Raw genomic sequence first — 25,248 nt, 5'->3', positions numbered from 1 at the left:
ATGCCCTCCATCCTGCTCCGCCTCCTGAGCTGGCGCCCCGGCGCCTACCTGCGCGCGAGTGGCGGGCTGTTTGGCTGGCTGATGCTGCGTACCGCGGCGCAGGCGGTGATGGTCGTCCTCCTCGCCCGTCTCTTGGGGGTGGACGGCTACGGCCTGTTCGTCACGGCCCAGGCGGTGAGCGGTTTTTTCTCGCCCATCGCCGGATTGGGGCTGGCCGTACTGCTGCTGCGAGACGGCGCCTGCGCGCCGGCAGAGCTGCCCCGGAAACTGGGCATGGCGCTCGCGCTGTGGTGGCCGACGATGCTCGTCTCTTCCTTGGCGGCCACGGCGCTTCTTGCCTGGAGCCTGCCTTCCCGTGTGCCGCTGGCCGCACTCGCGGCCTTTGCCTTGGCCGATGTCGGCACAACCTCTTTCGTCGAACTCGCCGCCCGGGTCGAGCAGGCCCGGCATCGGGTGGGCGCTTTCGGCGCCATCCTGACGGGGCTGATGCTTGCCCGCCTGATCGGGCTGCTGCTCTATGCCGCCGCGGGCCAAGCCAGCGCGGTGGGTTGTTTGTGGGTGTATGCGATGGCCAGCGCGCTCTACGCTTTCGTGCTGGCGCGACGGCTGGTGACCCAGCATGCGCCGATCTGGCCCAAGAAACGCGCATGGGCGATGGCCCGCGAGAGTTTCCCTTTCACGATCGGGGCGCTGTCGTTTCGCCTGCAGGCTGAATTCAACAAACCGCTCCTCGCCCGGGCGAGCTACGGGCAGGCGGGCAATTTCAGCGTCGCGCAGCGGGTGATCGATCTCGCCAGCCTGCCGTTGCAAGCCTTGCAGGAAGCGTTATGGCCGCGTCTTTATGCCGGACGGCATTCGGCGCGGCAACTGTGGCTGGTCTGCGCCGTCCTGTGCGCGGCGGCCGTGCTGGGCGGCGGCGTGCTGGTGCTGCTCGCGCCCTGGGTCGCGCGCATCTTGGGTGCAGGGTTCGAGGACACGACGCACCTCGTCATGCTGCTTGCCCTGCTGCCGGCCTTGCAGCTCGTGCGTAACCTGCTCAATGCCGTCGTGGCGCAGCAGCGGCGCCAGTCGGTGTTGACGGCGATTTATCTCGTGAGCGGCGTGGCCGGCATCCTGTTCAACCTGTGGCTGGTGCCGGCGGCCGGTCTGCGCGGCGCGGCAACGGCATCCTATCTGGTCGAAGCGGTGCTCCTTGCGCTGCTGGCGGCCGTCATCCTATCGAGGTCAAAGAGGCTTTCTGATGCGTGATCCTTCCGAAATACTGTTTCAGAACTACGAGCGGCAATACAAAGACGGTGGTGCTGATCGCGCGCACGTTTCTTATCAGGTGGTCAACGAACTTCATCTTGACCGTTTACCGCGCTGGCTGGACCGCATTCCCAAAGATGCACACATCCTCGATGCGGGGTGCGCAACCGGCTATCTGCTCGGCTTGCTGTGGGAGAGCGGCTACCGCAATCTGGTCGGCGTGGAACTGTCAAAGCAATTGGCTGAGATCGCCCGCCGCAGCCTGCCGGAGGAAATTGCCATCGTGAATGCGGATGTTCGCGACCATCTCGCGCAGATGCCGGATCAAAGCGTCGATCTCATCCTGTTCCACCACGTGCTCGAACACATTCCCCGCGAACACACCATCCCCTTGTTGGGCGAGTTTTACCGGGTACTCAAGCCGGGTGGTTATCTCAGTCTTAGGGTGCCGAATGCATCCTGTTTGTTAGCAGGGCCTCATCTCTTTGGCGATTTCACCCATGTGGTGCATTTCAACGAGCGTTCGCTGCCGCAGGTGCTGGAAGCAGCCGGTTTCCGCGTCGCCGACATCGAGTTCATCCAGCGGCCGCCTCTGTTGTTCTGGTCCTGGCGCCATCCGGTGCGCGCTTTATTGCGCCTGCTCAATCGTGGCCGCTGGCATTTGCACGGTCTGTTGCATAAATCCCTATGCTTGTTGCTCGACCTGCGGCCCATTCCAAAGATATTCGATTGGGAGATTGAAGCCCTTGTTCGCCGCTGACTCGATCTCCGTGCGCAGAACCCTGCGCCTTTTTTGGCGCAAAACCAAACGCCTCATCGAATTCTTCGCCTTCGGCCTGTTCGATACGCTGACGCTTTGGCGGTGTAAATGGCAACCCGGTGCGAATGCCGTCGCTATCTTGCATATCAGGTTGCTTGGAGATTATGTGTTGTGGCTGCCTTATGGGCAGGCGCTCACGAGGCATCTTTTCGAGGATGACAAGCGCGTCATCCTGGTGCTGAATGCAGCCGTGTTGTCTCTGGCACAGCGGCACTTTCCCGACTGCGAATTGATTGGCATCGACCGGGAGGCATTCCTTCGCAATTTTTCTTACCGTGCCCAGAAATTGCGCCATTTGCGCCAACTAGGCGTCGAAGTTACCTACCACGACTTTTATCCCCGCGACGCCATCATCGAGGATGCCTGCGTGCGTGCCCTGGGTGCGCCTGCCTGGGGCTTCGATGCCGTGTTTGCCGATCGACCAGGGCTGGATCGGTGGTGGCATCGCCAGCTTTACGCGCATCTGTTGCCGGCAATGCCAGGCGTGCACCAGAGCGTGCGCCATCGCGCGTTTTTGCAGGCGATCGGCATTGAGCCGGCGGCGATCCGCCCGACGACGGATTTTGCAGCGGGCTTGGATGCTCCATTGGACGGGCCGTATTTCGTCGTCGCCCCCGGAGCGAGCCGCGGATACAGGACTTGGCCAGTTGCCGGGTTTACCGAAATAATCGTGCGCATCCTGTCCGCCCGCCCGGAGTGGCGGTGCGTCGTGGTCGGAACTCAGGCGGAGCGCCACTTGGGGGAAACCATCGCCCGCACGTGCGGCGAGCGCGTCGTCAACCTTGCCGGAAACACCGACTTGATGGGTTTGGTGGCGGCGGTCGCGCATGCCCGCCTGGTGATGGGTAACGATTCCGCTGTCTGTCATCTTGCCGCTGCCTGTGGCGTCCCCGCTGTGGTGATCGTTGGCGGTGGGCATTATGGTCGCTGCTTTCCCTACGACCCCCATGAGGCGCCCGTTGGCCGCTTGCCGACGGTGGTCAGTGCCAAAATGGACTGCTTCGGCTGCGACTGGATCTGCCGTTACCAGGCGGAAGGCGACGATCCTTATCCGTGCATTGCGGCCATTTCGCCAGAGAACGTCTGGGCCGCAGTGGAAAACCTGCTCGCAAACGAAGCCGTCATCGGCAGCGGGGAAAAGCCAGACGCCAGCCCCGCCAGAGCGCGCTGAGCGGCACGAGGCTGCGGTGGCGCACGGCGCGCAGCAGCGCCCGCGCCGGCAAGGAAAGTGCGCGACCGAGAGAGAAAAGGCCGAGTTCGAGCGGATTCTTCGCGAGTTTGCGCGCCAGCAGCCAGTGCGCCGTGACCATGCGTTCTTCGTAAAAGGTGGAGCCCTGGCCGCTGCCGGCGTTGCCGGCGTGGCGGACGAGAATCTCCGTGACGTGCGCCATGCGCTGCGGTCCAAGGCGGGCGCCGAGCATCACGTCCTCGCCGTACATGAAGAAATCCTCGTCGAAAAGCGGCAAGTCGATCCGCTCGGGGGCGATCAAAAGCGCGCAGCCGCTGGGGTAACGAATGGACCCGGGCAGCGCTTTTTTTGTGAACAAACCCAAATGACGTTGGTAAAACGTCTCGCCGAATATCTCGGCGCCCTGTTGCATGCCTGGATAGGCCACAACAGCATCGGATTTGGCCTCCAGCGCCTGCCGCAACGTGTCGATGGCGCCGGGTAGCACTTCGGCATCGTTGTTGAGAAGAAAGACCCATGCCTGCGGCCAGCGGGCGAGAATCGCCTCGATGCCGCGATTGACGCCGGCGGCAAAGCCGAGGTTGGTGGGTGACTCCTCGAGCACTACCCGATCCGGTTGGTCCCGGCACACGCTGATGCCCTCGGCGCTCGTGCCGCCGTCGCCCGTGTTGTCCCAGATGAGCACGGCATCCGCCCCGTCGGCGAGCAGGCTCTGCACGCAGCGATCCGTGAGCGCGGCGTGGCGGTAGTGCAGCGTGAGGCCAATGACAGGGCGGCGCATCAGCGTTCCGCTTTTGCTGCGAGTCCGTCACGCAGGCCGCGCAGCATGGCTTGGATTTGCGCTTTGCGGCGAGGGTCGGACAGCGCATGCACGGTGAAGGTGACGAGCAGCTTGATCACCGCCCAGGCTTTCCACACGCTGGACACGTAATCCCGCCGCATCAGGATGACGGCATTGCGGAACAGAAAATAATGCCGCCGTGGCGAGCGGCTGGGCCACACGCGCCAGCCGAACAGCCAGAAGCGCACGCTGGCTTCGCCCATGCGGTGGAGAAAGCCGACCTGCGGAATGCCGTACAAGGCATGGCCGGCAGCCAGCACGCGGAACGACCATTCGGTGTCCACGTGGTCGATGAACAGCGCATCGTCCAGGCCGCCGAGTTCGCGGTAGATGGGGGCGGGAATCAAGCTGCCGCTGCCGTTCAGGTTGGCGAGCCGCACCGGCTCGGTCTGCGTGGCGGGCGGAAAGCGGCGCTGCCAGCGCCAGCGCGTCATACAGTGAAAGCCGTGTTGCAGGCCGGTGTGGGCATCGACCATGCGCGGGCCGGCGCAGCCGGGCGGATCGCCACGTTCCAGCACGTTTTCATAGGCTTTGACGAGACTCTGCACACCGTCCGGGCCGGGTTCGGTATCCTGATCCAGCAGCAGCAGGTAGGCGAGATCAGGCGCCAGTTCCAGTGCCTTGCGCGCGCCGATGTTGAGGCCGGTGGCGAGGCCGAGGTTCTCGGCATTGGCGATGAACACTGCGCCGTGCGCCTCGCACAGCGCGCGCAGCGGCTCGCGCAAGTCCGGGGCCGAGGCGTTGTCCACCACCACACGCAGCGCGTCGGCGGGCAACTGGCGCAGCTGCGCGTCGAGAAGGGTGAGGTCCGGGTTGTAGGTGACGGTGACGGTGGCCAAATTCATCGCAAAACCTGCCCCACCCTTTCCCCAAACACCTCCCACGCGAACCCTTTGGCAAACGCGCGGATGCCCGCTTCGTCCAAAGGCGTATTCAGCAATCGCAGTACGGCATCGGCAAAGGCGGCGGCATCGCCCGGCGCCACCAGCCGCCCGCTCACGCCGTCGGCCACCGCATCCACCACGCCGCCCGTGGCGTAGGCCACCGTGGGCAAACCGTGCGCCGCAGCCTCGATCGCGACCATGCCGAAGCCTTCGGGGTCGTTGGGGAGTTCGCGCACGGGGAAGACGTGGAGGTCGGCGGCGTACCAGGCTTCATCGAGCGCGGGGCCGAAGAGCGGGCCGGTGAAGCGCAGGGCGTGCTCGATACCGCAGCGGCGGGCCGCGTCGAGGATGGCCTGCGGCGTCTGGGCCTGGGCGTGCAGGGCGTCTTTCGGCACGTCGCCCACCACCACGAGCGCGGCGTCCGGTTGCTTGGCGACGATGCGCGGCAGCACCTCGGTGACGAATTCGCGCAGGCCCTTGCGCGCCGTCAGGCGTCCGACGGAGAGCAGCACGGGTTGCTCGTCCAGTCCGTGCCGGGCGCGGAAGCGGGCGCGGGCCTGCGGGTCGGGGGGCGGGAGGTCGACGCCGGGATGCACGAGGGCGAGCCGATCGTGCGGCACGCCCAGCGCCTGGGCCAGGCCGGCAGTGTAGCGGCTGTTGGCGATGAGGCGATCGAGCCGGCGGATGGCCGGGTACCACAGGGCGCGGTAGAGGGGGTGCGGCACGGCTAGATCCAGCCCGTGGGCGTAGGCGGCGGCACGCGCGCCCGAGGCGCGGGCGGCGGCAAGCGCCATGGGGGCGGTGAGGGCGCTGCCGGCCACGATCCATTCGGGCCGCAGGCGCCGTGCAAGCATGAGGGTGCGCGCGAAAGCGCTGGCGAGAAAGCGCGGAAGCGGCTTCAGCGGCACCGGGTGCAGCAAGACTTCCGGCGGCAGGTACGCTTCGGCCCCGCCGGGCCCCACGACGTGCACTTCGGCGCGTTCGGCGAGCGCCGCGGCCAGCCGCAGGTTCAGCCGCTCCATTCCGCCCAGCAGCGGCGGAAGGTTGCGGGTGACGAGCAGGATGCGCGGTATGCTCATGCGTTTTCGAGCCTCCTGCAGCAACGGGCGATGCGCATCTACGCGTCGCCACCCATTGAGTCCGACTGAGCGTCATCCCTGTACATCAGCATCGTGATCTGCTCCGACACCAGCCCCATGAGGAAAATCAGCAGCGAGGCGGTGTAGAGGAGCGCGCTCATGTTGGTGAAGCGCCCGATGCTGACGAAGGTGTGGACGTACCACAGGGAGGCGGCGAGAAAGAAGAGCGCCGAGAGGGGGGCGAAGAGCTTCAGGGGGGAATAGAGGGTGGCGATCTTGAAGATGATGAGGAGAAAGCGCAGACCGTCTTTCCAGGGCTTGAGGTGGCTGCGGCCGATGCGTCTGGCGGCGTGGATGGGGACGTAGGCCACGGGGTAGCCGCAGCGGAAGAACGCCATGGTGATGGTGGTGGGGTAGGAGAATCCGTTGGGCAGCAGGTAGAGGAAACGGCGGAACCGGGCGGCGCGCACGGCGCGGAAGCCGGAGGTGAGGTCCGGGATGCGGTGGCCGGTGACGTAGCCGGCAAGGCGGTTGTAGAGGCGGTTGGCCAGCCCCCGGCCGAGGCTTGCCTGCGAGGTGGCATCGCGCGCGCCCACGGCCATGTCGTAGCCCTCGTCGAGCTTGGCCAGGAGCCGCGGGATGTCGTCCGGGTCGTGCTGGCCGTCGGCGTCCAGGAAGACCAGCACTTCGCCCGTGGCCGCGCGCGCGCCGCTCTTCACCGCGGCGCCGTTGCCCAGCGACACGGGGTGGCGCACCACGCGCGCGCCGGCGGCCTGGGCGATGTCGGCGGTGCCGTCGGTGGAGCCGTCGTCGACCACGATGAGCTCGGCCTCGGGAAAGCGCTCGCGCAGGCGCGCGAGCAGCGGGCCAAGCGCGGCGGCTTCGTTCTTGGCGGGGAGGATGAGGGAAAGCTCAGGGTTGGGCATGGATCCCTTCTTCCAGCTGGGCGCGGATGCGCGCGATTTCCTGATCGTAAATACGGCGCGGAAATTTGAGACTCGTTTCCGGCTGCTGTCGATAGAGCGCTTCCGCGTCGTCCAGCAGACGGGCGGCGTGGGCGTAGTAGCCGGCATTGGCGGTTTCGGCCACCATCTGCATGGAGGAATCGATGTTGGCGTAGCGCCGCATCGCTTCGCGGTAGAGGGCTTCGGCTTCGTCGACGCGACCGTCGGCGAGCAGCAGGCGCGCCTTCAGATAAGGGATGAAGCGCAGAAACAGCGGAAAGCGGTTGAACGCCGGGTTTTCGGCAAGCCGGTCGATCAGCGTCAGGGTGGCTGAGCGATACCAGCCAGGTCGATCCTGGCGCAGGGCCTGGTCGACCAGGGTGCGCAGCGCCATGACGGCCTGTGCATCGAAAGGCTGGCGGACGAGGCGCTCGCCGGCCCAGGTGAAGTCTTCGGGGGTGGCGGTGCCGAGATAGACCTTCTGCAGCAGACGGCTCATGGTCAGCAGGGGACTGTCCGGCAGGCGCGCGATGGCCTGCGTGATGACCGTTTCGGCTTGCGCCGCATCTCCCATGCGGGCGTAGAAATGGGCGAGCGCGTTCTGGGCGCGAGGGGAATCGGGCGCGGCAAGCGCCCAGTAGAGCTCCAGCTGTTCGGCATCGCCCCAGAGGGTGGCGCGCTGGTGGGTGAGAAAGGCGAGCGTGCCAAGCATCGCCAGGGCGGAAATGGCGACGGTGGCGGCGGAAACCTGCTGGCGCAGCCGATCGAGGCCGCGGGCGAGCGGCAGGAAGAGAAAGGCCGCGGGCAGGTAGTTGCGGTGCTCGAAATAGGGTTCGAGCCCGAGCCAGGTGGATTCGATCAGGTGGCCGGCGAAAAAAAAGAGCACGGCCAGGCTGAAGAAGGGGGCGCACCGCCGCAGCCGGAACGCCGCGGCAAGGAGGGCGGCGAGTCCGGCGATCGCCCAGGCGGTACCCGGCGGGTCGAAAAGGCCGCGCGAAATGATGATGTTGTCGCGGTAGAGGCCGCTGCCCTCGATGCGCGGTAGGAAGAGATTGCCCAGGTAATCCCACAGGATGCGGCTTTCGGTGAGCAGGCGCTCGGGCTGATCGAACGGCCGGTCGGGCCAGAGGCCGGGCGTGAAATCGATCTGTCGCAGCAGATAGCCGAGAACAGCGAGGCTGGGCAGCCAGAGGAAGAGGGCGCGGAACGCGCGCGGCAGGCGCGGCGGCCCCGGCGGGGCGCAGAATTCGACGACCAGTACGAGGAGCGGCAGGAGCGCGCCGTTTTCCTTGCTGAGGGTGGCGAGCACGGTCCCCAAGGCGAGAGATGCGCCCATCCAGACGAGCCCAGCGCGCGGGCGCAGGGGAAAGAGGCGGCGGCCGTGCAGGTAGGCGACGAGGGCGGCGAAGACGAAGATCGCCGCCAGCTGCGTCATGCGCTGCACCGGATAGAGGGTGGTGGAAACGAAAAAAGGATGCAAGAGCCAGGCGGCCGAGCCGAACAGCGCCGTCCATTGCGCGCGGCGCTCGTCGAGGCCGTAGAAACGGCACAGCTGCAGCGCGGCCCAGGCGAGCAGCGCGCCGGCCAGGAGGTGCAGCATCAGGTTGGTGTATTTGAAGGAGCCCGGGTCGGAGGGCCAGGCGTTGTCGTTGAGAAGGAAGGAAGCCAGCGCGATCGGCCGGCCGCTCGGCCCGGACCAGCCGCCGAAGACGAAGGCGCGAAACGTCTCCCAGTTGGTGACGCCGCCGTAGGCGGAGAGATCCTGCAGGTTGGGCGCGTCGTCGAAGAGGAAACCGCCCGTCAGCCCCGGTTCCAGGCAGACGTAGGCGAGCAGCAGGACGGCGAGCAAGGCGATCGCCGGCAGGGAATGGCCACGGAAGGAAGGCATGCGTTCGGGTCGAAAAGACACCCGGCGCAGCGGGGAAGCCGCGCCGGGGTCGTCAGGAAAAAATCAGGAAAGGATCAGCGGCAAACGGAAGGAAGCCATTTTGGATCGAGGTCTTTGCCCGCCTTGCACTTCCATTGAACGCCACCCGCGCCGCTGGTTGGGCTCAATTGGAGGGTTGCACCATCCTTGACTTTCTCATTGTAGGTGATGGTGATCAGCCCATTTTCACCGACCGCGACGCTCTTGACGGCATTGCCCTTGATGTCAGTAGAGTTAGCGAGTCCTGCCGACACGTTGCTGCTCGGGAATTTCCCTTGCGAGGAGAAGTACTCCGTGACCGATGCCTTGGCTCCGGCGGCGAGCGCCAGACCTTCCGAGACGTGGGCACGCTTGGTGTAGTCCTGATACGCCGGCAGCGCGATGGCCGCCAGAACGCCGATGATCGCCACGACGATCATCAGCTCGATGAGGGTGAAGCCCTGTTGCATGCGTTTCATGGTGATGCTCCTCGTTGGTTGGAAAGGATGCGCACGACGGGTGCGTCGGCAAGACTAGGGTAGCGCGATGCAAGGGGGGGAGTAAAGGGGGCGCGGGTGAATTTTTGTTTTTCTTTTTCATTCAATGGGTTGAATCGCGGAAGCGGGAGGGCGTGACGCCTGCCCGCGGGTGGGCGGGTTCATGCTACATCAAAATTTGATGTCGACGGGCGGCGGCGGGCCGTCGCTCGCGCAGCCAGGCGATGGCGGCGGGCAGCAGCGAGACGACGATGATGCCAAGGATGACGGCGGAAAGATTGCGCTGGATCCAGGGGAGGTTGCCGAACTGGTAGCCGGCGAAGCTGAGCGAGAGCACCCAGCTGAGCGCGCCGAGGTGGCGGTCCAGGTGCAGGACGAGGTCGAGGGCTTGGGCGAGGAGGTCCATGAGGCGGGGAGGTTTCTGGGTAAGGGGGCCCTGGCCGTGGGCGGAAGGGGGACGGCGGCTTTGCGCACGCTGGGCGATTTCCGGCGGTGGGATGATACCACGCATCGAATCGGGAATCGAACCCGCGTCCGTCGTTATGACATGCGGCCCGGGGTGGCCAAACGGGAAAAAAGGCCAACCGAGAACGGTTGACCCTTTGTATATTGGTTATTGGTGGTGCAGACGCGACCGGAATCCAACCCACTCTCTCAACGATTGAGCAATCCCGGGCAATCCTGCGGGTTGTTGTGGACGCAATGGCCTCGGCAATGAACGCCGGTCAGTCAGTGCAGGGCGGACTCTCACCTTGTGCGGCGCCGATTGACCGGTAGCGTCGCAGCCTACCATCGAGTGGTTAGCCCCAGCTATGACCGATGGCCCGCCAGCGCGTGTTGGTCAACGAGTTGGCCCGACATCCGCTGGCGTGCAGTTCACGAATTGAATCGAGTAGTCAACCGCCGGAATGACCCTGACGGAGAAGGCCATCGAGTCGAGCGACCTCGTTGCCGTTGGCTGTAATCTTCTGGCCATCGACCGTTTCGAGCGATTGCCCCTCTTTCAGGTTGATAGCCCGTCCGAACTTGTCTTCCAGCGCCGTCTTGCCGTCCTCGAATACATACAGGGTTCCACCGTCCTTGAGGAGGAACATTTTCTTGGCGCTGGCCGCTGCCGCGTCACCAGCGAACGATGGGGTTACGATGGCGCTCAGCACGGTGGCGGCGACAACAGCGGTAATCCTGGCTTTCATCTCTACACTCCTTTCAATCAAACGTGAAGGCATTTCTGTCAATGCCTTGTGCGACTGCACAGTATGTATTCTGCGAAGCCACCGCTGACGGGAAGATGAGACGGCCGTTACGTATATGTCAGATTCCATTCGGGATGGGATCGGGATTAATTGTCGTGTGCCAATCTCAATGCATTCCTGCTCACCGAGGCGGGGCGCGGACTCATCGCCACATCGGTGCAAGTGCTTATGGCGATGCCGACTGGGCGCCAAGTGCGGTATCGGTGTGAGGCGGCTCAGGTGCCGTGGTCGAGAGCATTCCAGGCCTCGATAGGGATCAGGTGTCCAACGTCGGGTGGCAACCGATACGACAGACCCAGCGATCTGGGAGTGCAACCAGCACCCACCACGGCACGCGCGACGATCCTCGTGTTCAGACAAGACGGACGCCGCGCAAACGCAGCGCATTGCCGATCACCGATGCGGAGCTGAGACTCATCGCCAGGGCGGCGATCAACGGTGAAAGCAGCCAACCGGTGAGCGGATACAGCACGCCGGCCGCAATGGGAATGCCCAGTGCGTTGTAGAGAAAGGCGAACATCAGGTTCTGCTTCATGTTGCGGACCGTGGCCACTGACAAGGCGCGCGCCACCGCAATACCGCGCAGGTCACCCTTGACGAGCGTGATCTGTGCGCTGTTCATCGCCACGTCGGTGCCGGTGCCCATGGCGATACCGACGTCGGCCTTTGCCAAGGCCGGGGCATCATTGATGCCGTCACCAGCCATCGCAACGATACGCCCCTCGCGCTGCAGCCGCTCCACCAGTTGCAGTTTGTCGGCGGGCTTGAGCTCGCCATACACCTCATCGATGCCCAAGCGCGCCGCCACGGCCTTGGCCGTGGTCAGACCGTCGCCCGTGGCCATGACGACGCGCAAGCCCTCCGCGCGCAACGACGCCAGCGCTTGCGGTGTGGTCTTCTTCACCGGGTCGGCGACGGCCAGGACTGCGGCGAGCACGCCATCGACGGCCAGATACATCACGCTGGCACCCTCACCGCGCAGCGCCTCCGCCCGCTCGGCCAATGGCCGCACGTCCACACCGAGCTGTTCCATCAGCGCGGTGTTGCCCAGTGCCACGGCATGTCCATCGACGCGCCCGCGCACGCCGATGCCTGAGTGCGAGTCGAACTCCTCGGCGCGTGAGAGCACCAGGCCCTGCTCGCGCGCGGCCGTGACGATGGCTTCCGCCAGCGGGTGCTCGCTGCCCTGGTCGAGGCTGGCAGCCAGTCGCAAGGCTTCGCCGGCGGTGAAGCCTTCGGCTGCGATCGTCGTCTGATAGCGCGGCCGGCCCTCGGTCAATGTGCCGGTCTTGTCGACGATCAGGGTATCGACCTGGCTCATTTTCTCGATCGCGGCGGCATCGCGAAACAGCACCCCCTGCGTAGCCCCTCGCCCGGTCGCCACCATGATCGACATGGGCGTGGCCAAGCCCAGCGCGCAGGGGCAGGCGATGATCAGCACAGCCACGGCGTTGATGAGGCCAAAAACCCAACGCGGTTCCGGCCCGAACAGGCCCCAGGCAAAAAAGGTCAGCACGGCGATGGACACCACCGCGACCACGAAATAGCCCGCCACGACATCGGCCATGCGCTGCATCGGCGCCTTGGACCGCTGCGCCTGCGCCACCATCTGCACAATCTGGGACAGCATGGTCGCCGAGCCGACACGTTCGGCGACCATGACGAGCGCGCCACTGGTATTGAGCGTCCCACCGATGACCTTGTCGCCCACCCGCTTGGTCACGGGCAGGGACTCCCCCGTCAGCATCGATTCGTCCACAGCGCTGCTGCCCTCGATTACCGTACCATCTACCGGAACCTTTTCGCCGGGTCGAATGCGCAGCCGATCGCCGACATGGATGTGCGTCAGGGGCACGTCCTCTTCCGTGCCATCGTCGCGAAGGCGCCGGGCGGTCTTGGGGGCCAGTCCGAGCAAGGACTTGATGGCGGCCGAGGTCTGCGAACGCGCCTTGAGTTCCAGTACCTGCCCCAGCAGGGTCAGGGAAATGATCACCGCCGCCGCCTCGAAGTACACCGCGACCCGTCCCATGGACACGAACGAGTCCGGGAACAGTTGTGGGGCCACGGTCGCCGCCACGCTGTAGACGAACGCCGCCCCGGTGCCCAGCGCGATCAGGGTCCACATGTTCGGGCTGCGATGGACCACGGACTGCCAGCCGCGCACGAAGAACGGCCGACCCGCCCACAGGACGATGGGCAGGGACAGAACGAGTTCGATCCAGGTCTGTGTGCGCGCCTCGAACCAATGCAACTGGTGGCCGAACATGGCAAGCACAGTGACCATGACGGTCAGCGGCAGGGTGCACCAGAAGCGGCGCTGGAAATCGCGCAGCTCGGGACTCTCTTCTCCTTCGAGATCCGGCAGCACCGGCTCCAGCGCCATGCCGCACTTCGGACAATAGCCGGGGTGATCCTGCCGGATCTCGGGGTGCATGGGGCAGGTGTAGATCGTGCCTGCCGCCAGCGCCGGCGCTTCGACAGACGAAGGCTCATGGCCGCTGTAGGCATAGCGCGCCGGCTCGGCGACGAACTTCGCCCGGCACTTGGCGCTGCAGAAGTAAAAGAGTCGGCCTGCGTGCTCGACGTGGTGCTCGGACTGCGCGGTCACGTCCATGCCGCAGACAGGGTCCTTCAGACCTTCGGCCCACTGCAGTGCGCTCGGGTGGTCGTGGGCGTGTTGGCGGTGTTCGTGGTCTGATCGCAGGTCCATGACTTTACGCCTCCCTGTTGGCGGGTTTGTCGGGCGGCGCACCATGCCCGCCATCGCCACCGTGGCCATGCAGCAGGTGCATCAGCGGGCACGCCAGCAGCAACAGGTACACCCAATTGCCTGCGACATGGATCCAGTGCTCGCGCAGCAGATAGAAGCCGCCGATGAGGGCAACCATCAGCAACGCGGTCCTCATGCGCCGATTCAGGCCGGACTGGCCGCGCGTGTCGTGGAGGTGTTCTTGGTCAGTCGCGTTCATCGCGGTGTTCCCTTCATCGAGGATCGGCGCGGTCGGCGCCGGCCTCCTGTTCCAGGTTGCAAGACCGCTGCTGCGCCTCATGGATCCAATCGGCACACGGTCAGTGCATGGTTTCTTCACGGATAAGAACCGAAAACTTGCGCTGCTCCGTCTTTCCCAACCAGCAAGACTTTGTAGGCATCACGGCGTCCTCCGTAGGCGACACCATCCATGCCGGGTGAACCAATGGGCATGCCCGGCACCGCCAAGCCCAGCGCGTTCGGCTTCTCCGCGAGCAGCCGTTTGACGTCGGCAGCAGGAACATGGCCCTCGATCACATAACCCTGAACGACGGCGGTGTGACACGAACCATAACGCATGGGCATACCGAGACGACTCCGAACCTCACTATTGCCCACTTCGAACGTTTGAACCTGGAACCCGTTGGCCTGCATATGGGCAATCCACTCTTTGCAGCAACCGCAATACGGGCTTTTCCACACCTTGACGAGCGGCGACTCCTCAGCAAACTCTTTCCCGGAAGCGAAAGAAGAAGTAGCAAGAAAGGAAAGCGCCAAACCCATAAAGACACGCCGTATCATCATCGGTCTCCTTGACGACTGGTCAAAATTCGATATTGATTCTCATTGAGATCCGGCAACCGTTTGAGGAAAGCCACCATGTTCCAAATCCGTTCGTCATCGTGCGTTTTTCCCCACGCTGGCATACCAGATGCCTTGATTCCGTGTTTGATGATCCAAAAATCCCGTCGCGCTGCTGCTTCCTCGCTCAGACCCTGCAAGGTTGCTCGGGGTTCCGTCAATTTGGGAGGGGTTGGATAGAGTCCCAACGTGAAGTCGCTTTCCGCGATACCAGGCGCAAGGTGACAACCGACACACATCGCATCGTAATCGGCTCCCCCCGCCAGCAACCGCTGGGGTGCATCGAGATCCTTGGGTACCTCGATCGTACGTGAAGCCTGTGCGATCGAGCGTTCCCGCACCCACTCCAGCAGGTGGTAGAGCCACTGAGCATGGGGCTCATCGGCCGCCACCGATACCCTGCCAGAGTAGAGCACCCATCCTGCCACCACAGCCACCACGACGAGTGCGAAACCGAACCCACGCAAGCAGCGCTGCATCACTCCCCCCCTCATTGGTGACCATGCGGTTGCGTTATCTCGCCATCCATCATCCCATTTTGCGGCATCGCTCCTTGCATCCCATGCGGCATCATCATCTTCCTATGCTCCTCTTTCATCATCTCCGCACAACGTGCGATCATCGCCTGCACCACTGGGTCGTCACGGTCACTCCCGGAGTGCATTTGCTGCATCATCGAACAATCCGGTTCTGCTCGATTCGCACCAGAGTGATGCTGACTGGGATCGTGCGCCGAAGCAAGCCCAGCGCTGAGGAACAAAACCGCAACGGTAACGAACGTTTTCATTTCATCGACTCCTTTTCCAATATTGACTTAAAACCAAAACCGTAAACCGGCGACAACACGCGTCTGCCTGGCCTCCAAACCTTCCCGTCGAGCAAGGCTGGCCGTTTTGCCATATTTTGCCTTCCATTCGATCCCAAGATAGGGAGCAAATTGACGGTTGATCTCATAATCATGCCCGGCCATGCCATGGCCGCCCTGATGGTCCCCACCGGCCAGCGCCAACACAGGCAAGGCGCTCAGCATCAAAACGCTCAGGGTTTTCTTCATCATCGGTTTCTCCTTAGGGTTGGTGAATAAGATCGGAGTTGCGCGTGGCGGCTTCTAGAACCACAGCCGCACACCCGCCACATAACGCGTTTCCCGGGTACGCTGTCCTTCGGCGCGCGCAAAATCGGCGGTCTGTCCGAACTTGCCAGCCCATTCGACGCCGACGTAGGGCGCGAACTGGCGCGAGAACTCGTAACGCAGGCGCAGGCCTGCCGCCGCATCGGCCAGCCCACTTCCCAGGCCACGCGCTTCATCGCGCCGGCCATACAGATTGACTTCCATGCGGGGCTGCAGAATCAGGCGCTGGGTGAGCAGGAGCTCGTACTCGCCCGACAGGCGCAGTGCCGTGCGTCCCGCGCCGCCGACGTAGGCCGTGGCATCGACGTCGAACCAGTACGGGGCGAGCCCTTGGATGCCCACAGCGAGCCAGGTCCGGTCAGGCCCCGTGCCGCTGTCCTGCCGCACCCCGAGTTGGGTGTCCCAGTACGAGGCGATCGCATGGCCCCACAGGACCTCCGTGCGTGCCTCCTCCAGTTTGCCTTTGGCGACGTCACCCTCGGCCTTGAGGACCAGGCGGTCGTAGGTGCCGCCGAACCAGGCTTGCGCGTCATAGGCGGTCGCGTTCCCGTCCTTCGTGTAAACGCGCTCCAGGCGATCGAGGAGCACGCTGCCGAACGCATGTTCATCGGACAGCCGAAGTTGCCGTGGCCCGGGGAGTGCGTAAGGGCCCGACTCCAAAGTCAAGCCATTGGAATACGCGTGCGGATCACGGGCATCGGCGGGGGCGGGGCCGCCCTGCATGTTCATGCTGCCGTGGTCCATGGTGGCGCTCGCCGGCGATTCGGCTCGCGTTGGGGCTGGAGCCGTGCCCGGGTGCCCGGCATGGCCGCCGCCTTCCATTGTTGTTTGCGCCCAGACGGGTGCCGCACCGAGCAACACCAGCGCCGCAGTGAAGAGAGAACAGGGTTTCATGGCGAATCTTCTTTTGATCAGTTTCATGACACGACCACCACGCGGAACATGCCCATGTCCATGTGCAACATCAGGTGGCAGTGCCAGGCCCAGCGACCCAGGGCGTCGGCGGTCACGAGGAAGCTGACGCGCTGCGCGGGTTGAACCGGGATGGTGTGGCGACGCACCAGGAACTGCCCGTCGGGCGTTTCCACCTCGCTCCACATCCCGTGCAAATGCATCGGGTGCGTCATCATCGTGTCGTTGTGCAGGATGACGCGCACCCGCTCGCCGTACTTCAGGTGCACCGGCGTGCTCTTGCCGAACTCGAGGCCGTCGAGCGACCAGGTATAGCGCTCCATGTTGCCGGTGAGGTGCAGCTCGATCTCGCGCTCGGCCCCGCGTGGGTCGAGAGGACCACCGATCGTCCTGAGATCCGCCAGCGTCAGCACGCGCCGGCCGTTGTTGCGCAGGCCAATGCCCGGATCGTCAAGATTGGTGCGCGGCATGTCCACCCGCATATCCGTGCTTGGGCCGTATTCCGTGCGTGCGTGACGGACCGTGGCGCTGGGCTTGGCCATCGCGCCGCCGGTCATGCCATGCATCGCGTGCTGGCCGTGATCCATGGCCATCGCGCCATGGTTCATGCCGGACATGTCGTGCTTCATGCCCGGCATGTCGTGGCCCATCGCCGCGTGGTCCATCGCGCCCATCATGTCGGCCATGGTGAGCCATTCGACGGGATCGAGCGCAGGCACGGCGGCGCTCAAGCCCTCGCGCACCGCGAGCGTGCCGCGGGCGAAGCCGGTTCGATCCATCGATTGCGCGAAGATCGTGTAGGCGTCCTCTCGGGGCGTGACGATCACGTCGTAGGTCTCGCCCGGCCCGAAGCGGAACTCATCGACGGTCACGGGCTCGACGTTCTGCCCGTCGCTTTGCACCACCGTCATCTTGAGCCCCGGGATGCGCACGTCGTAGAAGGTGTTGGCCGCGCCGTTGATGAACCGCAGACGCACGCGCTCGCCCGGCCGGAACAGGCCAGTCCAATTGCCGGCAGGGGTGACGCCGTTCATCAGGTAGGTCAATGTCGCCCCCGAGAGATCGGCCAGATCGGTCGGGTTCATCCGCATCTGGTTCCACATCGCACGCTTGTCGAGTGCGCGGGAAAGCCCCATGTCGGCGACGTCGCGGAAGAAGTCAATGGCCGTCGGCTGGTGGTAGTTGTAGTAGTCGCTCTGCACCTTGAGCTTGGCGAGCACCCGCATGGGGTCTTCGTCGGTCCAGTCGGACAGCTGCACCACGTAGTCCCGGTCGGCGCGGATAGGGTCTGCCTCACGCGGCTCGACGATCAACGCCCCGTACATGCCGGTCTGCTCCTGCATGCCGGAGTGCGAGTGATACCAGTAGGTGCCGGTTTGTTCGAGACGGAACTGGTAGGTGAAGGTTTCGCCCGGGGGGATGCCCTGAAAACTGATACCGGGTACCCCGTCCATCTGGTAGGGCAGGATGATCCCGTGCCAGTGAATCGACGTGGCTTCGCGCAGGCGGTTGGTGACGCGGATGGTGACCGTGTCGCCTTCCCGAAGTTTGAGCGTCGGCGCCGGGATGGAGCCGTTGATGGTGGTCGCCATCCTTGGTGTGCCGGTGAAGTTGACCGGCGATTCGGCGACCACCAGGTCAATATTCGTGCCGCTGAGCACGGGCGCTGCACCCGTGCGCGTGTCGGCCAGCCCCTGTGCCGCAGCACGCAGCCAGGGTGACAGGCCGATCATGACGCCGCCAGCGACCAAGCCGCGCACGAAACGCCGCCGAGCGGGCACCAACGGCAACGGTGAATGAAACGGTCTCAAGGGTGGCATGGGCTCCTCGCAATGAATTGCTGATTTCGTGGATGACATGCTAGAGGGCCACCCCTGTTAGGAAGCTGTCTGTCAGATTACATTTTTGTTATCATCGTGTCAGGTGCGCCCAAAATCGTCACACTAGCGGCTATTCGATATGGCGGAGCACCCTCATGAAAATACTGATCGTTGAAGATGAGCCCAAAACGGGCGAGTACCTGCGTCAAGGCTTGAGCGAAGCGGGTTTCGTGGTTGATCTGGCGCAGGACGGCGCCGACGGTCTGCACCTGGCCTTGCAGGGCGAGTACGACCTGGTCATCCTGGATGTGATGCTGCCCGGCCTCGACGGCTGGCAGGTACTCCAGTCCTTGCGCCATCGCGGCCTGCAGATGCCGGTGCTGTTCCTGACCGCACGCGATCAGCTGGAAGACCGGGTCAAAGGCCTTGAGCTCGGAGCGGACGACTATCTGGTCAAGCCTTTCTCCTTTGCCGAATTGCTGGCCCGCGTGCGCACGATCCTGCGCCGGGGGCGCAGTGGCAACGAGAGCACCGTGCTGCGCGTGGCCGACCTCGAACTGGACCTGCTGCGCCGACGCGTTTCACGCGGCGGGCGACGAATCAGACTGACGGCCAAAGAGTTCGGCTTGCTGGAACTGCTGATGCGCCGTCATGGCGAGGTCCTGCCCCGCTCGCTGATCGCCTCGCAGGTCTGGGACATGAATTTCGACAGCGACACCAATGTGATCGAGGTGGCCATCCGGCGCTTGCGCGCGAAGATCGATGATGGGCATGAGGTCAAGCTGATCCACACCGTACGTGGCATGGGTTACGTATTGGAAGCGCCGGAGGAGCACTGAATGTTTCGCTCCCTGTCACTGACGACCCGGCTCACCCTCTTCTTTACGTTGGCGGCTGCGGCTGTGGTGTTTGGATTGGCCTTGTTGGTCATCGCTGCATCCGAGCGGCATTTCATCGAGCTGGATCACATGGCGCTGCAGGACAAGCAGCACCTGATCGAGGATATTTTGGCGCGATCCAATTCGGCCGAGGACGCCAAGTGGCTGCTGCGTGAGGCATTGAGCCACCATCACGGGCTGTACGTCAGCGTCCATGATTCGAAAGGTGAAACGCTCTTCCAGTCCGAAGGATTTCGCCTCCCGCGCGAACTGTCACCGGCGGATGAAGGCAACGGCAACGACGCGCTGATCCATTGGGCCGACGAAGGGCAGGCGTTTCGCGGGATGCTTGTCCGGGTTATTCCAGCCTATGACGCAACGACGCGGCTGGACATCCTCGTTGCCATGGACACGGCGCATCACACACGGTTCATGCTGGAGTTGCGGCGCACCCTGATGACCTATGCCGTCGTGACGATCGTCATCTGTGGCTTGCTGAGCTGGTTTGCCGCGTACAAGGGGCTGGCGCCATTGCGTGCCATGAAATCCAGAGCCACCACGCTCACGAGCCAGCAGCTGCACCAGCGCATGCCCGTCGAGGCGGTACCCATCGAAATGGCCGATCTGGCTCACGAACTCAACAAGATGCTGGACCGGCTGGAAGACGCGTTCACGCGACTGTCGGAGTTCTCGTCGAATCTGGCGCATGAGCTGCGCACCCCCCTGAGCAACCTGCTGACCCAGACCCAGGTCGCGTTGGCTACCCGGCGGGATGCCGATACCTACCGGGAGATTCTGGCTTCCAATGCCGAGGAACTGCAGCGTCTGGGCCGCATGGTGTCCGATATGCTGTTCCTGGCCAAGGCCGAACGCGGGATGATGCTGCCGAACCGGGAACGTTTCTCGGCAGCCGAGGAAACGCACGCCCTGATCGAGTTCTATGAGGCGGTCGCCGAGGAGAAGGGCGTCAGACTGGCTCAGCGTGGTGAGGGCGAGATCGTCGGTGATCGCTTGATGTTCCGCCGTGCCCTGAGCAATCTGCTTTCGAACGCGCTGCGCCACACCCCGCCACATGGCGAGGTCACGATCGAGATCAGCCAGTCTTCCCAAGCCACCCGGGTGAGCGTCGAGAACACCGGCGAGGACATCGACCCGAGGGTACTGCCGCGCCTGTTCGATCGGTTTTACCGTGCTGACCCATCGCGGTCACATCCGGAAACCGACGGCGCAGGGCTGGGATTGGCGATTACCCGCGCCATTATGCAAACCCATGGAGGATCGATCAGCGTGACGTCCGCGCAGGGCAGGACCCGGTTCTGCCTGGAGTTCCCAGGCGGAACCTGATGAGGTGAAGCAGTTGGGGCGAGCCAGCCCAAGTGCCTTTGGTCTGTGCGCTTTCGCAGAGGCAATGGCCCCGATCGCTGTTGAACCGACCGGGCTGACGGCTCCCGATCACGGATCAGCGTGAACGCTACGAAGAGTTTGAGAGAACTCGAGGGCGTGATCATGCGCCGGGGCCCGGTGCCATGGAGCGGCTTTGCCGTCATGTACCGAGGTGGCCTTGCTCTTGGCGATCCACGTCCTGACCGAGATCATGACTCGGACATGCGCTTTGCAACCACCTGCGCGCGAAAACCTCGGCCGGCTCCGGACGGGCGAAGTAATACCCCTGTGCTTCGTCGCAACCCAATGCCAGCAAGTGTTCCGCCTGCGCTGCCTCTTCCACACCTTCGGCCAGGGTCTTGAGGCCGAGGCTCTTCGCCATGGCAACGATGGCGGACACAATGGCGAGATCGTTGCGATCGGTCAGCATGTCCCGCACGAACGAGATGTCGATCTTCAGTTTATGAACGGGAAATCGCTTGAGGTAAGCCAGTGAGGAATACCCGGTGCCGAAATCATCGATGGACAGCGCAAACCCGGCCGAGGTCAGGGCGCGCGTGACCCTCCATCACCGAGATCGCGGCAGCCGAGAGCATTGACCGGGGGCATGCAAGTCGGATCGCGCAACTGACCCGGCTTGCACCTGACATCGTCGAGGCGTGCGTGGTGGAAAAGGCAGTCGGGCTTGTGCTGGAGCGCCTGATCCGGCGAGCCTTGCCATTGGATTGGGCAGCGCAGCGTGAAATTCCAGGGCGGGAATTCAGTCGTTGATATTGCCGGGGCGGCATGTCCCGCGCTCGCTGCTTCAGGCACCGAGGCGCAGGATGCGCCGCGCACCGTTCAATACCAGCAGCGCGATGAGCGAGCCAATCACCAAATCGGGGTAACGCGATCCTGTCCAGGCGACCAACGCCCCGGCCGCGATCACCCCCAGGTTTGCCAGCACGTCGTTCGTGGAGAAAATCCAGCTTGCCTTCATGTGAGCGCCGCCTTTTCGATGACTGGAGATCAAGACAAGGCAGGTAACGTTTGCAATGAGCGCAACGAGCGCGATCCCCATCATGAGCGGTGGCTCGGGCTCGCTACCAAAGACGAAGCGGCGCAGCACCTCGGACATTGCGCCGAGCGCGAGCAACAGTTGCAGCCAGCCTGACAACCGCGCCGCCTTCAGCTGGTGCCCGGTAGGACGGCCGACGGCGTAGAGCGCGAGCCCGTAGACGGCGGCATCCGCGAACATGTCCAGTGAGTCAGCCATGAGCCCCGTGGACTGCGCAATCCACCCGATCGTCACTTCGACGACAAACATGGCGGCGTTGATGGCAAGCAACCATTTGAGAGTGCGAGACTCTTGCTCGGAGGACGGCTGGCTGTCGCTTTGCCCATCGACAGTGTGCGGGCCATTCGATTCAGTTGACGCAATGAGACGGGCGCCCAAGCCGAGACTTTCAAGCTTGCTTGCAATGGGTTCGACGGGGCCGTCGTGAAAAACACGCAACTCGCGCTTGCCAAGATCGAACTCGAGTGCGGCCAGCCCGCTCGTATTCTCGAGCGCGAGCCGGATCATGCGCTCCTCCGAAGGGCAGTCCATCTTCGGCACCGAGAACAGACTCATCCTTCCCGTCCCGGTCGGCGTGGCACCCGTCATGGACTCCGCCTTCCGCTCGGACGCACATCCGCAGGATTTCTGGCATTCATCAGTCATAGTCATTGGTCCTTGATTCTTCTCGTTCCTGATCCGGCGAGGCTCTTGCAGAAACCAGCAAGCATCCGGAGGGTATTTTGAGATTTAACACTCTATAGCTACTATAGAGTCAAGTCGATGATAAAAAGGGGTTGCAGCTATGCAGATCGGAGCGCTTGCCCGGCAAACCGGGTGTCCGATTCAAACGATTCGCTTTTATGAGCAGGAAGGACTCCTGCCGCCCCCGTCCCGGAGCGCGGGCAATTTCCGCTTATATGGCGACGCGCACGTCGAACGCTTGCTTTTCATTCGCCGCTGTCGTTCGCTGGACATGACGCTCGACGAGATTCGTGTGCTGTTGCGCCTCAAGAACGTGCCAACCCAAGATTGCAGTGAGGTCAACCGTGTTCTTGAGGCACACATCGAGCAGGTCGCGGTGCGTATCCAGGAACTGAGCGCACTTGAGCAGCAGCTCAGATCCTTGAGGGAAATGTGTTCCGAAGGCAGAAGCGCCGAACAGTGCGGCATCCTGTGCGAACTGTCTCAACCAGTATCTGCCGCCGAGCTCGCCGTACCTTGATGCAAGACGAGGTGAGCAGTGCAGATTCGGTAACCAACGGCCGACCAATTCACAATCGCAACCCGGAAGCCGGAAACCCGCGCCAGTGCTGGCTCTGGCTCGGTGAACGCTCACGAGCCCAGCAGAGAAAAACGGCAGCAGAGAGGCGAGAAGTACTCCGAAACGGCGTCGTTTGGCGGTGCAGCGCTCACGAGGCAACGGGCCGGAACCGCGCCAACACTGGCGCTCAGGGCAAAAAAATCCCAACCGATAAGGGTTGGGATTTTGGGTTTTGGTGGCCAGGGGCGGAATCGAACCACCGACACGCGGATTTTCAGTCCGCTGCTCTACCGACTGAGCTACCTGGCCGCCGAAGACCGCCATTATAGCGGCGGGAAAGAGAAAGTCAATCATCCTTGGCGCGGGGGCGCTCGTCCTGCCGGGCGGGGCTTCGTGCCGGCAGGGGGAAGCGCACGCGGGCGAGCGTGCCCTGGCCGTGGGGGTTGGGTTCGAGGCTGACGTCGGCGCGGTGCATCTCGGCGATCTCGCGCACGATCGCAAGGCCCAGGCCGGAGCCGTCGACGCCGGTGTCGAGCACGCGGTAGAAGCGCTCGAAGACGCGGGGGCGGTCGGCGGGGGGGATGCCGATGCCGGTGTCTTCGATCTCGACGTCGACCGAATCCCCGCGGGCTAGCGCGCGCAGGGTGACGCTGCCGCCGGGCGGGGTGTATTGGATGGCGTTGTCGACCAGGTTCTTGAAGAGTTCCTGCAGCATGAGGCGGTTGCCCTCGACTTCCAGCCGCCCTTCGCTTTCGTCGAATCCGAGCTCGAGCGCTTTGTGCTGGGCCTTGGGGTAGAGCTCGAGGGCGACGTCGCGCAGCAGTTCCTGTACGTCGAGGCGTTCGATGCGGTGTACCGTCTCCGAGCTCGATTCGGCGCGCGCCAGCGTGAGGAGCTGCTGGATGAGGTGGGCGGCGCGTTCGGCGGCGCCGTGCAGGCGCTGGAGATCCTGGCGCAGCGCCTGCGGGTCGCGCTCGCGCAGGGCGAGCTCGGCCTGCATCTTCAGGCCGGTGATGGGGGTGCGCATCTGGTGGGCGGCGTCGGCGATGAAGCGGCGCTGGGCCTGGAGGTTTTCTTCGAGACGGGCCATCATGTCGTTGAAGGCGACGATGAGGGGGCGCACTTCTTCGGGGACGCTCTCGGGCGCGATGGGCGAGAGGTCGGTGGGGCGGCGCTGGCGGATGCGCACCTGCAGGCGGGCGAGCGGGGCGATGCCGCGGGTGAGGCCGAACCAGACGAGCACGACCGAGAGCGGAATCAGGGCGAATTGCGGCAGGAGCACGCCGGTGACGACGTCGGAGGCGAGCTCGCGGCGCTTGTTGAGGGTCTCGGCTACCTGGGCGATGACGAAGCGCGGCTGCTCGGGGCCGGGGCGGCGGTCGATGCGGGCGGCGACGCGTACCGGTTCTCCGGCCACGACGTCGTCTCGCCAGCGCACTTCGCCGTCGGGCAGCCAGGGGCGGGGCGGGGCGGGGATCTCGGCGTCGCCGCCGACGAATCCTTCGTCGGTGCGGACCTGGAAGAAGACGACGTCGCTTGCCGAGGAGCGAAAGAGGATGCGGCCCGGCGCGGGCAGGTTGAGCTGGACGCGGTCGCCGTCGATCGTCACGAAACGCGCGAGCATCTGAACCTGTTCGCCCAGGGCGTGGTCGAACGAGCGGTTGGCAATGCGGTCGGCCACCTGGTGCGTGACGATGATGGAGAAGGGCCAGAGAAAGAGCAGCGGGGCGAGGAGCCAGTCGAGGATCTCGCCGAAGACGGAGTTGGGCGAGCCGTCGGGCGTGCGCTTACGCCAGGGAAGCATCGCTGGGCTCCAGGCTGTAGCCGAGGCCGCGCACCGTCTGGATGCGTACGCCGCTTCCTTCGATCTTCTTGCGCAGCCGGTGCATGTAGACTTCGATGGCGTTGGTGGAGACTTCCTCGCCCCAGCCGCAGAGGTGTTCGACGAGCTGTTCCTTGCTCACGAGCCGCCCGGGGCGGGTGATGAGGTATTCGAGGAGCGCGAGTTCCCGGCCGGAGAGTTCGAGCGGGGTGCCGTCGAGCCAGACGCGCCGGGCGCTCTGGTCGTAGCGCAGCTTGCCGGCTTCCACCACCGGCGGGGCGGCGAGCGAGCGCCGGGTGAGCGCCCGCACGCGGGCTTCCAGCTCGGGGAGCGCGAAGGGTTTGGTGAGGTAGTCGTCGGCGCCGGCATCGAGCCCGCGCACGCGGTCTTCGATGCCGTCCTGGGCGGTGAGGATGAGCACGGGGGTGGTGTTCTTGCGCGCGCGCAGGCGGCGCAGCACTTCGATGCCGGGCAGTCCCGGCAGGCCGAGATCGAGGATGACGAGGTCGTAGGGGGTGGTGTGCAGCGCCACGTCGGCCTCGCGGCCGTTCATCACCGTGTCGATGGCGCAGCCGGATTGCCTGAGCGCGCGGGCCAGTCCCTGGGCGATGACGGCGTCGTCTTCGACGATGAGGATGCGCATGCGGGCGTTCTCCGTGGAGCGAGGGAGGCTTCGTTGGCATTGTGGGTGCCCTGCCGCCCGCCGTCAAGGGTGGGGTCGGGGCGGGTG

26 protein-coding genes and 1 tRNA gene are annotated in these 25,248 nt (G+C 64.3%); 6 read left to right on the top strand and 21 right to left on the bottom strand.

The genetic code is table 11. The annotated features are described in order from the left end of the window. The 3 genes from EPD82_RS08485 to EPD82_RS08475 are packed head-to-tail and all read left to right on the top strand — an operon-like array spanning nt 1 to nt 3,239. The gene (locus tag EPD82_RS08485) at nt 1-1,248 is read left to right on the top strand and encodes a lipopolysaccharide biosynthesis protein (RefSeq protein WP_055424209.1); all 1,248 of its coding nucleotides are present in this window, start codon (nt 1-3) and stop codon (nt 1,246-1,248) included. Further along, on the top strand, nt 1,241-2,008 hold the full coding sequence (locus tag EPD82_RS08480) for a class I SAM-dependent methyltransferase (protein WP_055424210.1): 768 nt from the start codon (nt 1,241-1,243) through the stop codon (nt 2,006-2,008). The genes EPD82_RS08485 and EPD82_RS08480 overlap by 8 nt, the downstream gene beginning before the upstream one ends. After that, nucleotides 1,995-3,239, top strand: coding sequence for a glycosyltransferase family 9 protein (locus EPD82_RS08475; protein ID WP_055424211.1), 1,245 nt, complete (start codon nt 1,995-1,997; stop codon nt 3,237-3,239). Before EPD82_RS08480 ends, EPD82_RS08475 begins: the two co-directional genes overlap by 14 nt. On the opposite strand, the gene EPD82_RS08470 is transcribed toward EPD82_RS08475, so the two are convergent. The 16 genes from EPD82_RS08470 to EPD82_RS08395 all read right to left on the bottom strand — a co-directional run bounded on the left by EPD82_RS08470 (nt 3,190) and on the right by EPD82_RS08395 (nt 18,135). After that, complete coding sequence (locus EPD82_RS08470) at nt 3,190-4,038, bottom strand: glycosyltransferase (RefSeq protein ID WP_055424212.1); 849 nt, start codon at nt 4,036-4,038, stop codon at nt 3,190-3,192. The genes EPD82_RS08475 and EPD82_RS08470 overlap by 50 nt on opposite strands. After that, nucleotides 4,038-4,943 (bottom strand): glycosyltransferase, encoded by a 906-nt coding sequence (locus EPD82_RS08465; RefSeq protein WP_141056404.1) that lies wholly within the window; start codon nt 4,941-4,943, stop codon nt 4,038-4,040. The genes EPD82_RS08470 and EPD82_RS08465 overlap by 1 nt, the downstream gene beginning before the upstream one ends. Beyond that, nucleotides 4,940-6,061, bottom strand: a complete 1,122-nt coding sequence (locus tag EPD82_RS08460; RefSeq protein ID WP_141056403.1) for a glycosyltransferase family 4 protein — start codon at nt 6,059-6,061, stop codon at nt 4,940-4,942. The genes EPD82_RS08465 and EPD82_RS08460 overlap by 4 nt, the downstream gene beginning before the upstream one ends. 38 nt (nt 6,062-6,099) lie before the next feature. Continuing rightward, nucleotides 6,100-6,987 (bottom strand): glycosyltransferase family 2 protein, encoded by an 888-nt coding sequence (locus EPD82_RS08455; protein WP_141056402.1) that lies wholly within the window; start codon nt 6,985-6,987, stop codon nt 6,100-6,102. Next, nucleotides 6,974-8,893: a tetratricopeptide repeat protein gene (locus EPD82_RS08450; protein ID WP_055424216.1), complete on the bottom strand. Its 1,920-nt coding sequence runs from the start codon at nt 8,891-8,893 to the stop codon at nt 6,974-6,976. Before EPD82_RS08450 ends, EPD82_RS08455 begins: the two co-directional genes overlap by 14 nt. A 74-nt stretch (nt 8,894-8,967) precedes the next feature. Next, complete coding sequence (locus tag EPD82_RS08445) at nt 8,968-9,390, bottom strand: pilin (protein WP_141056401.1); 423 nt, start codon at nt 9,388-9,390, stop codon at nt 8,968-8,970. A 184-nt stretch (nt 9,391-9,574) separates the two neighbouring features. Further along, a complete protein-coding gene (locus EPD82_RS08440; RefSeq protein ID WP_141056400.1) occupies nt 9,575-9,919 on the bottom strand; it encodes a hypothetical protein in 345 nt (114 codons plus the stop codon). A 385-nt stretch (nt 9,920-10,304) separates the two neighbouring features. Beyond that, nucleotides 10,305-10,601, bottom strand: a complete 297-nt coding sequence (locus EPD82_RS08435; protein WP_019562338.1) for a CopK family periplasmic copper-binding protein — start codon at nt 10,599-10,601, stop codon at nt 10,305-10,307. A gap of 412 nt (nt 10,602-11,013) precedes the next feature. Next, nucleotides 11,014-13,371: a heavy metal translocating P-type ATPase gene (locus tag EPD82_RS08430; RefSeq protein ID WP_141056399.1), complete on the bottom strand. Its 2,358-nt coding sequence runs from the start codon at nt 13,369-13,371 to the stop codon at nt 11,014-11,016. Nucleotides 13,372-13,375: 4 nt separating this feature from the next. After that, entirely contained in the window at nt 13,376-13,567 is a 192-nt protein-coding gene (locus EPD82_RS08425; RefSeq protein ID WP_037989512.1) for a DUF2933 domain-containing protein, read from the bottom strand. 179 nt (nt 13,568-13,746) lie between these two features. Next, entirely contained in the window at nt 13,747-14,214 is a 468-nt protein-coding gene (locus EPD82_RS08420) for a DUF411 domain-containing protein (RefSeq protein ID WP_141056398.1), read from the bottom strand. Continuing rightward, nucleotides 14,211-14,750 (bottom strand): c-type cytochrome, encoded by a 540-nt coding sequence (locus EPD82_RS08415; protein ID WP_055424221.1) that lies wholly within the window; start codon nt 14,748-14,750, stop codon nt 14,211-14,213. The genes EPD82_RS08420 and EPD82_RS08415 overlap by 4 nt, the downstream gene beginning before the upstream one ends. 11 nt (nt 14,751-14,761) lie before the next feature. After that, the gene (locus tag EPD82_RS08410; protein WP_055424222.1) at nt 14,762-15,058 is read right to left on the bottom strand and encodes a hypothetical protein; all 297 of its coding nucleotides are present in this window, start codon (nt 15,056-15,058) and stop codon (nt 14,762-14,764) included. A 27-nt stretch (nt 15,059-15,085) separates the two neighbouring features. After that, on the bottom strand, nt 15,086-15,328 hold the full coding sequence (locus EPD82_RS12070) for a copper resistance protein B (RefSeq protein ID WP_206202251.1): 243 nt from the start codon (nt 15,326-15,328) through the stop codon (nt 15,086-15,088). 51 nt (nt 15,329-15,379) lie between these two features. After that, complete coding sequence (locus EPD82_RS08400) at nt 15,380-16,297, bottom strand: copper resistance protein B (protein WP_170210812.1); 918 nt, start codon at nt 16,295-16,297, stop codon at nt 15,380-15,382. Nucleotides 16,298-16,320: 23 nt separating this feature from the next. Then, the gene (locus EPD82_RS08395) at nt 16,321-18,135 is read right to left on the bottom strand and encodes a copper resistance system multicopper oxidase (protein ID WP_141056396.1); all 1,815 of its coding nucleotides are present in this window, start codon (nt 18,133-18,135) and stop codon (nt 16,321-16,323) included. A gap of 155 nt (nt 18,136-18,290) precedes the next feature. Here EPD82_RS08395 and EPD82_RS08390 point away from each other — a divergent pair, with 155 nt between their 5' ends. Both EPD82_RS08390 and EPD82_RS08385 read left to right on the top strand, forming a co-directional pair. Beyond that, nucleotides 18,291-18,974 carry a heavy metal response regulator transcription factor gene (locus EPD82_RS08390; RefSeq protein ID WP_141056395.1) on the top strand — a complete coding sequence of 228 codons (684 nt, stop codon included), beginning with the start codon at nt 18,291-18,293 and terminating at the stop codon, nt 18,972-18,974. Next, the gene (locus EPD82_RS08385; protein ID WP_141056394.1) at nt 18,975-20,357 is read left to right on the top strand and encodes a heavy metal sensor histidine kinase; all 1,383 of its coding nucleotides are present in this window, start codon (nt 18,975-18,977) and stop codon (nt 20,355-20,357) included. It abuts the gene before it with no gap. 199 nt (nt 20,358-20,556) lie between these two features. Here the strand turns inward: EPD82_RS08385 and EPD82_RS08380 are convergent, their stop codons facing one another. Together EPD82_RS08380 and EPD82_RS08375 are read right to left on the bottom strand one after the other, a co-directional pair. Then, entirely contained in the window at nt 20,557-20,946 is a 390-nt protein-coding gene (locus tag EPD82_RS08380; protein WP_082438493.1) for an EAL domain-containing protein, read from the bottom strand. A gap of 255 nt (nt 20,947-21,201) precedes the next feature. Continuing rightward, a complete protein-coding gene (locus EPD82_RS08375) occupies nt 21,202-22,098 on the bottom strand; it encodes a cation efflux transmembrane domain-containing protein (protein ID WP_206202250.1) in 897 nt (298 codons plus the stop codon). Nucleotides 22,099-22,237: 139 nt separating this feature from the next. On the opposite strand from EPD82_RS08375, the gene cadR reads away from it, so the two are divergent. Further along, a complete protein-coding gene (gene cadR, locus EPD82_RS08370; RefSeq protein ID WP_037989410.1) occupies nt 22,238-22,657 on the top strand; it encodes a Cd(II)/Pb(II)-responsive transcriptional regulator in 420 nt (139 codons plus the stop codon). 272 nt (nt 22,658-22,929) lie between these two features. Here cadR and EPD82_RS08365 read toward each other — a convergent pair. From EPD82_RS08365 to EPD82_RS08355, 3 genes are all read right to left on the bottom strand, one after another. Beyond that, nucleotides 22,930-23,005: transfer RNA gene (locus tag EPD82_RS08365), tRNA-Phe, on the bottom strand. 37 nt (nt 23,006-23,042) lie between these two features. After that, nucleotides 23,043-24,500 carry a sensor histidine kinase gene (locus EPD82_RS08360; protein WP_141056392.1) on the bottom strand — a complete coding sequence of 486 codons (1,458 nt, stop codon included), beginning with the start codon at nt 24,498-24,500 and terminating at the stop codon, nt 23,043-23,045. Continuing rightward, a complete protein-coding gene (locus EPD82_RS08355) occupies nt 24,484-25,161 on the bottom strand; it encodes a response regulator (protein ID WP_141056391.1) in 678 nt (225 codons plus the stop codon). The genes EPD82_RS08360 and EPD82_RS08355 overlap by 17 nt, the downstream gene beginning before the upstream one ends. Nucleotides 25,162-25,248 lie beyond the last annotated feature (87 nt).

It is taken from the genome of Tepidiphilus succinatimandens (assembly GCF_006503695.1).
Lineage (GTDB): Bacteria > Pseudomonadota > Gammaproteobacteria > Burkholderiales > Rhodocyclaceae > Tepidiphilus > Tepidiphilus succinatimandens.
The sequence above is the reverse complement of the archived record's forward strand: the minus strand, read 5'-3'. Positions and strand labels throughout refer to the sequence as shown.

Bases quoted from the DNA above. Each gene is read 5' to 3' on its own strand.
- EPD82_RS08425 (WP_037989512.1), bottom strand. From the start codon at position 13,567: ATGAGGACCGCGTTGCTGATGGTTGCCCTCATCGGCGGCTTCTATCTG.
- cadR (WP_037989410.1), top strand. From the start codon at position 22,238: ATGCAGATCGGAGCGCTTGCCCGGCAAACCGGGTGTCCGATTCAAACG.
- EPD82_RS08455 (WP_141056402.1), bottom strand. From the start codon at position 6,987: ATGCCCAACCCTGAGCTTTCCCTCATCCTCCCCGCCAAGAACGAAGCC.
- EPD82_RS08440 (WP_141056400.1), bottom strand. From the start codon at position 9,919: ATGCGTGGTATCATCCCACCGCCGGAAATCGCCCAGCGTGCGCAAAGC.
- EPD82_RS08450 (WP_055424216.1), bottom strand. From the start codon at position 8,893: ATGCCTTCCTTCCGTGGCCATTCCCTGCCGGCGATCGCCTTGCTCGCC.
- EPD82_RS08430 (WP_141056399.1), bottom strand. From the start codon at position 13,371: ATGGACCTGCGATCAGACCACGAACACCGCCAACACGCCCACGACCAC.
- EPD82_RS08470 (WP_055424212.1), bottom strand. From the start codon at position 4,038: ATGCGCCGCCCTGTCATTGGCCTCACGCTGCACTACCGCCACGCCGCG.
- EPD82_RS08355 (WP_141056391.1), bottom strand. From the start codon at position 25,161: ATGCGCATCCTCATCGTCGAAGACGACGCCGTCATCGCCCAGGGACTG.
- EPD82_RS08460 (WP_141056403.1), bottom strand. From the start codon at position 6,061: ATGAGCATACCGCGCATCCTGCTCGTCACCCGCAACCTTCCGCCGCTG.
- EPD82_RS12070 (WP_206202251.1), bottom strand. From the start codon at position 15,328: ATGATGAAGAAAACCCTGAGCGTTTTGATGCTGAGCGCCTTGCCTGTG.
- EPD82_RS08480 (WP_055424210.1), top strand. From the start codon at position 1,241: ATGCGTGATCCTTCCGAAATACTGTTTCAGAACTACGAGCGGCAATAC.
- EPD82_RS08465 (WP_141056404.1), bottom strand. From the start codon at position 4,943: ATGAATTTGGCCACCGTCACCGTCACCTACAACCCGGACCTCACCCTT.
- EPD82_RS08410 (WP_055424222.1), bottom strand. From the start codon at position 15,058: ATGAAAACGTTCGTTACCGTTGCGGTTTTGTTCCTCAGCGCTGGGCTT.
- EPD82_RS08445 (WP_141056401.1), bottom strand. From the start codon at position 9,390: ATGAAACGCATGCAACAGGGCTTCACCCTCATCGAGCTGATGATCGTC.
- EPD82_RS08435 (WP_019562338.1), bottom strand. From the start codon at position 10,601: ATGAAAGCCAGGATTACCGCTGTTGTCGCCGCCACCGTGCTGAGCGCC.
- EPD82_RS08400 (WP_170210812.1), bottom strand. From the start codon at position 16,297: ATGAAACCCTGTTCTCTCTTCACTGCGGCGCTGGTGTTGCTCGGTGCG.
- EPD82_RS08415 (WP_055424221.1), bottom strand. From the start codon at position 14,750: ATGCAGCGCTGCTTGCGTGGGTTCGGTTTCGCACTCGTCGTGGTGGCT.
- EPD82_RS08360 (WP_141056392.1), bottom strand. From the start codon at position 24,500: ATGCTTCCCTGGCGTAAGCGCACGCCCGACGGCTCGCCCAACTCCGTC.
- EPD82_RS08420 (WP_141056398.1), bottom strand. From the start codon at position 14,214: ATGATGATACGGCGTGTCTTTATGGGTTTGGCGCTTTCCTTTCTTGCT.
- EPD82_RS08390 (WP_141056395.1), top strand. From the start codon at position 18,291: ATGAAAATACTGATCGTTGAAGATGAGCCCAAAACGGGCGAGTACCTG.
- EPD82_RS08375 (WP_206202250.1), bottom strand. From the start codon at position 22,098: ATGACTGATGAATGCCAGAAATCCTGCGGATGTGCGTCCGAGCGGAAG.
- EPD82_RS08395 (WP_141056396.1), bottom strand. From the start codon at position 18,135: ATGCCACCCTTGAGACCGTTTCATTCACCGTTGCCGTTGGTGCCCGCT.
- EPD82_RS08485 (WP_055424209.1), top strand. From the start codon at position 1: ATGCCCTCCATCCTGCTCCGCCTCCTGAGCTGGCGCCCCGGCGCCTAC.
- EPD82_RS08385 (WP_141056394.1), top strand. From the start codon at position 18,975: ATGTTTCGCTCCCTGTCACTGACGACCCGGCTCACCCTCTTCTTTACG.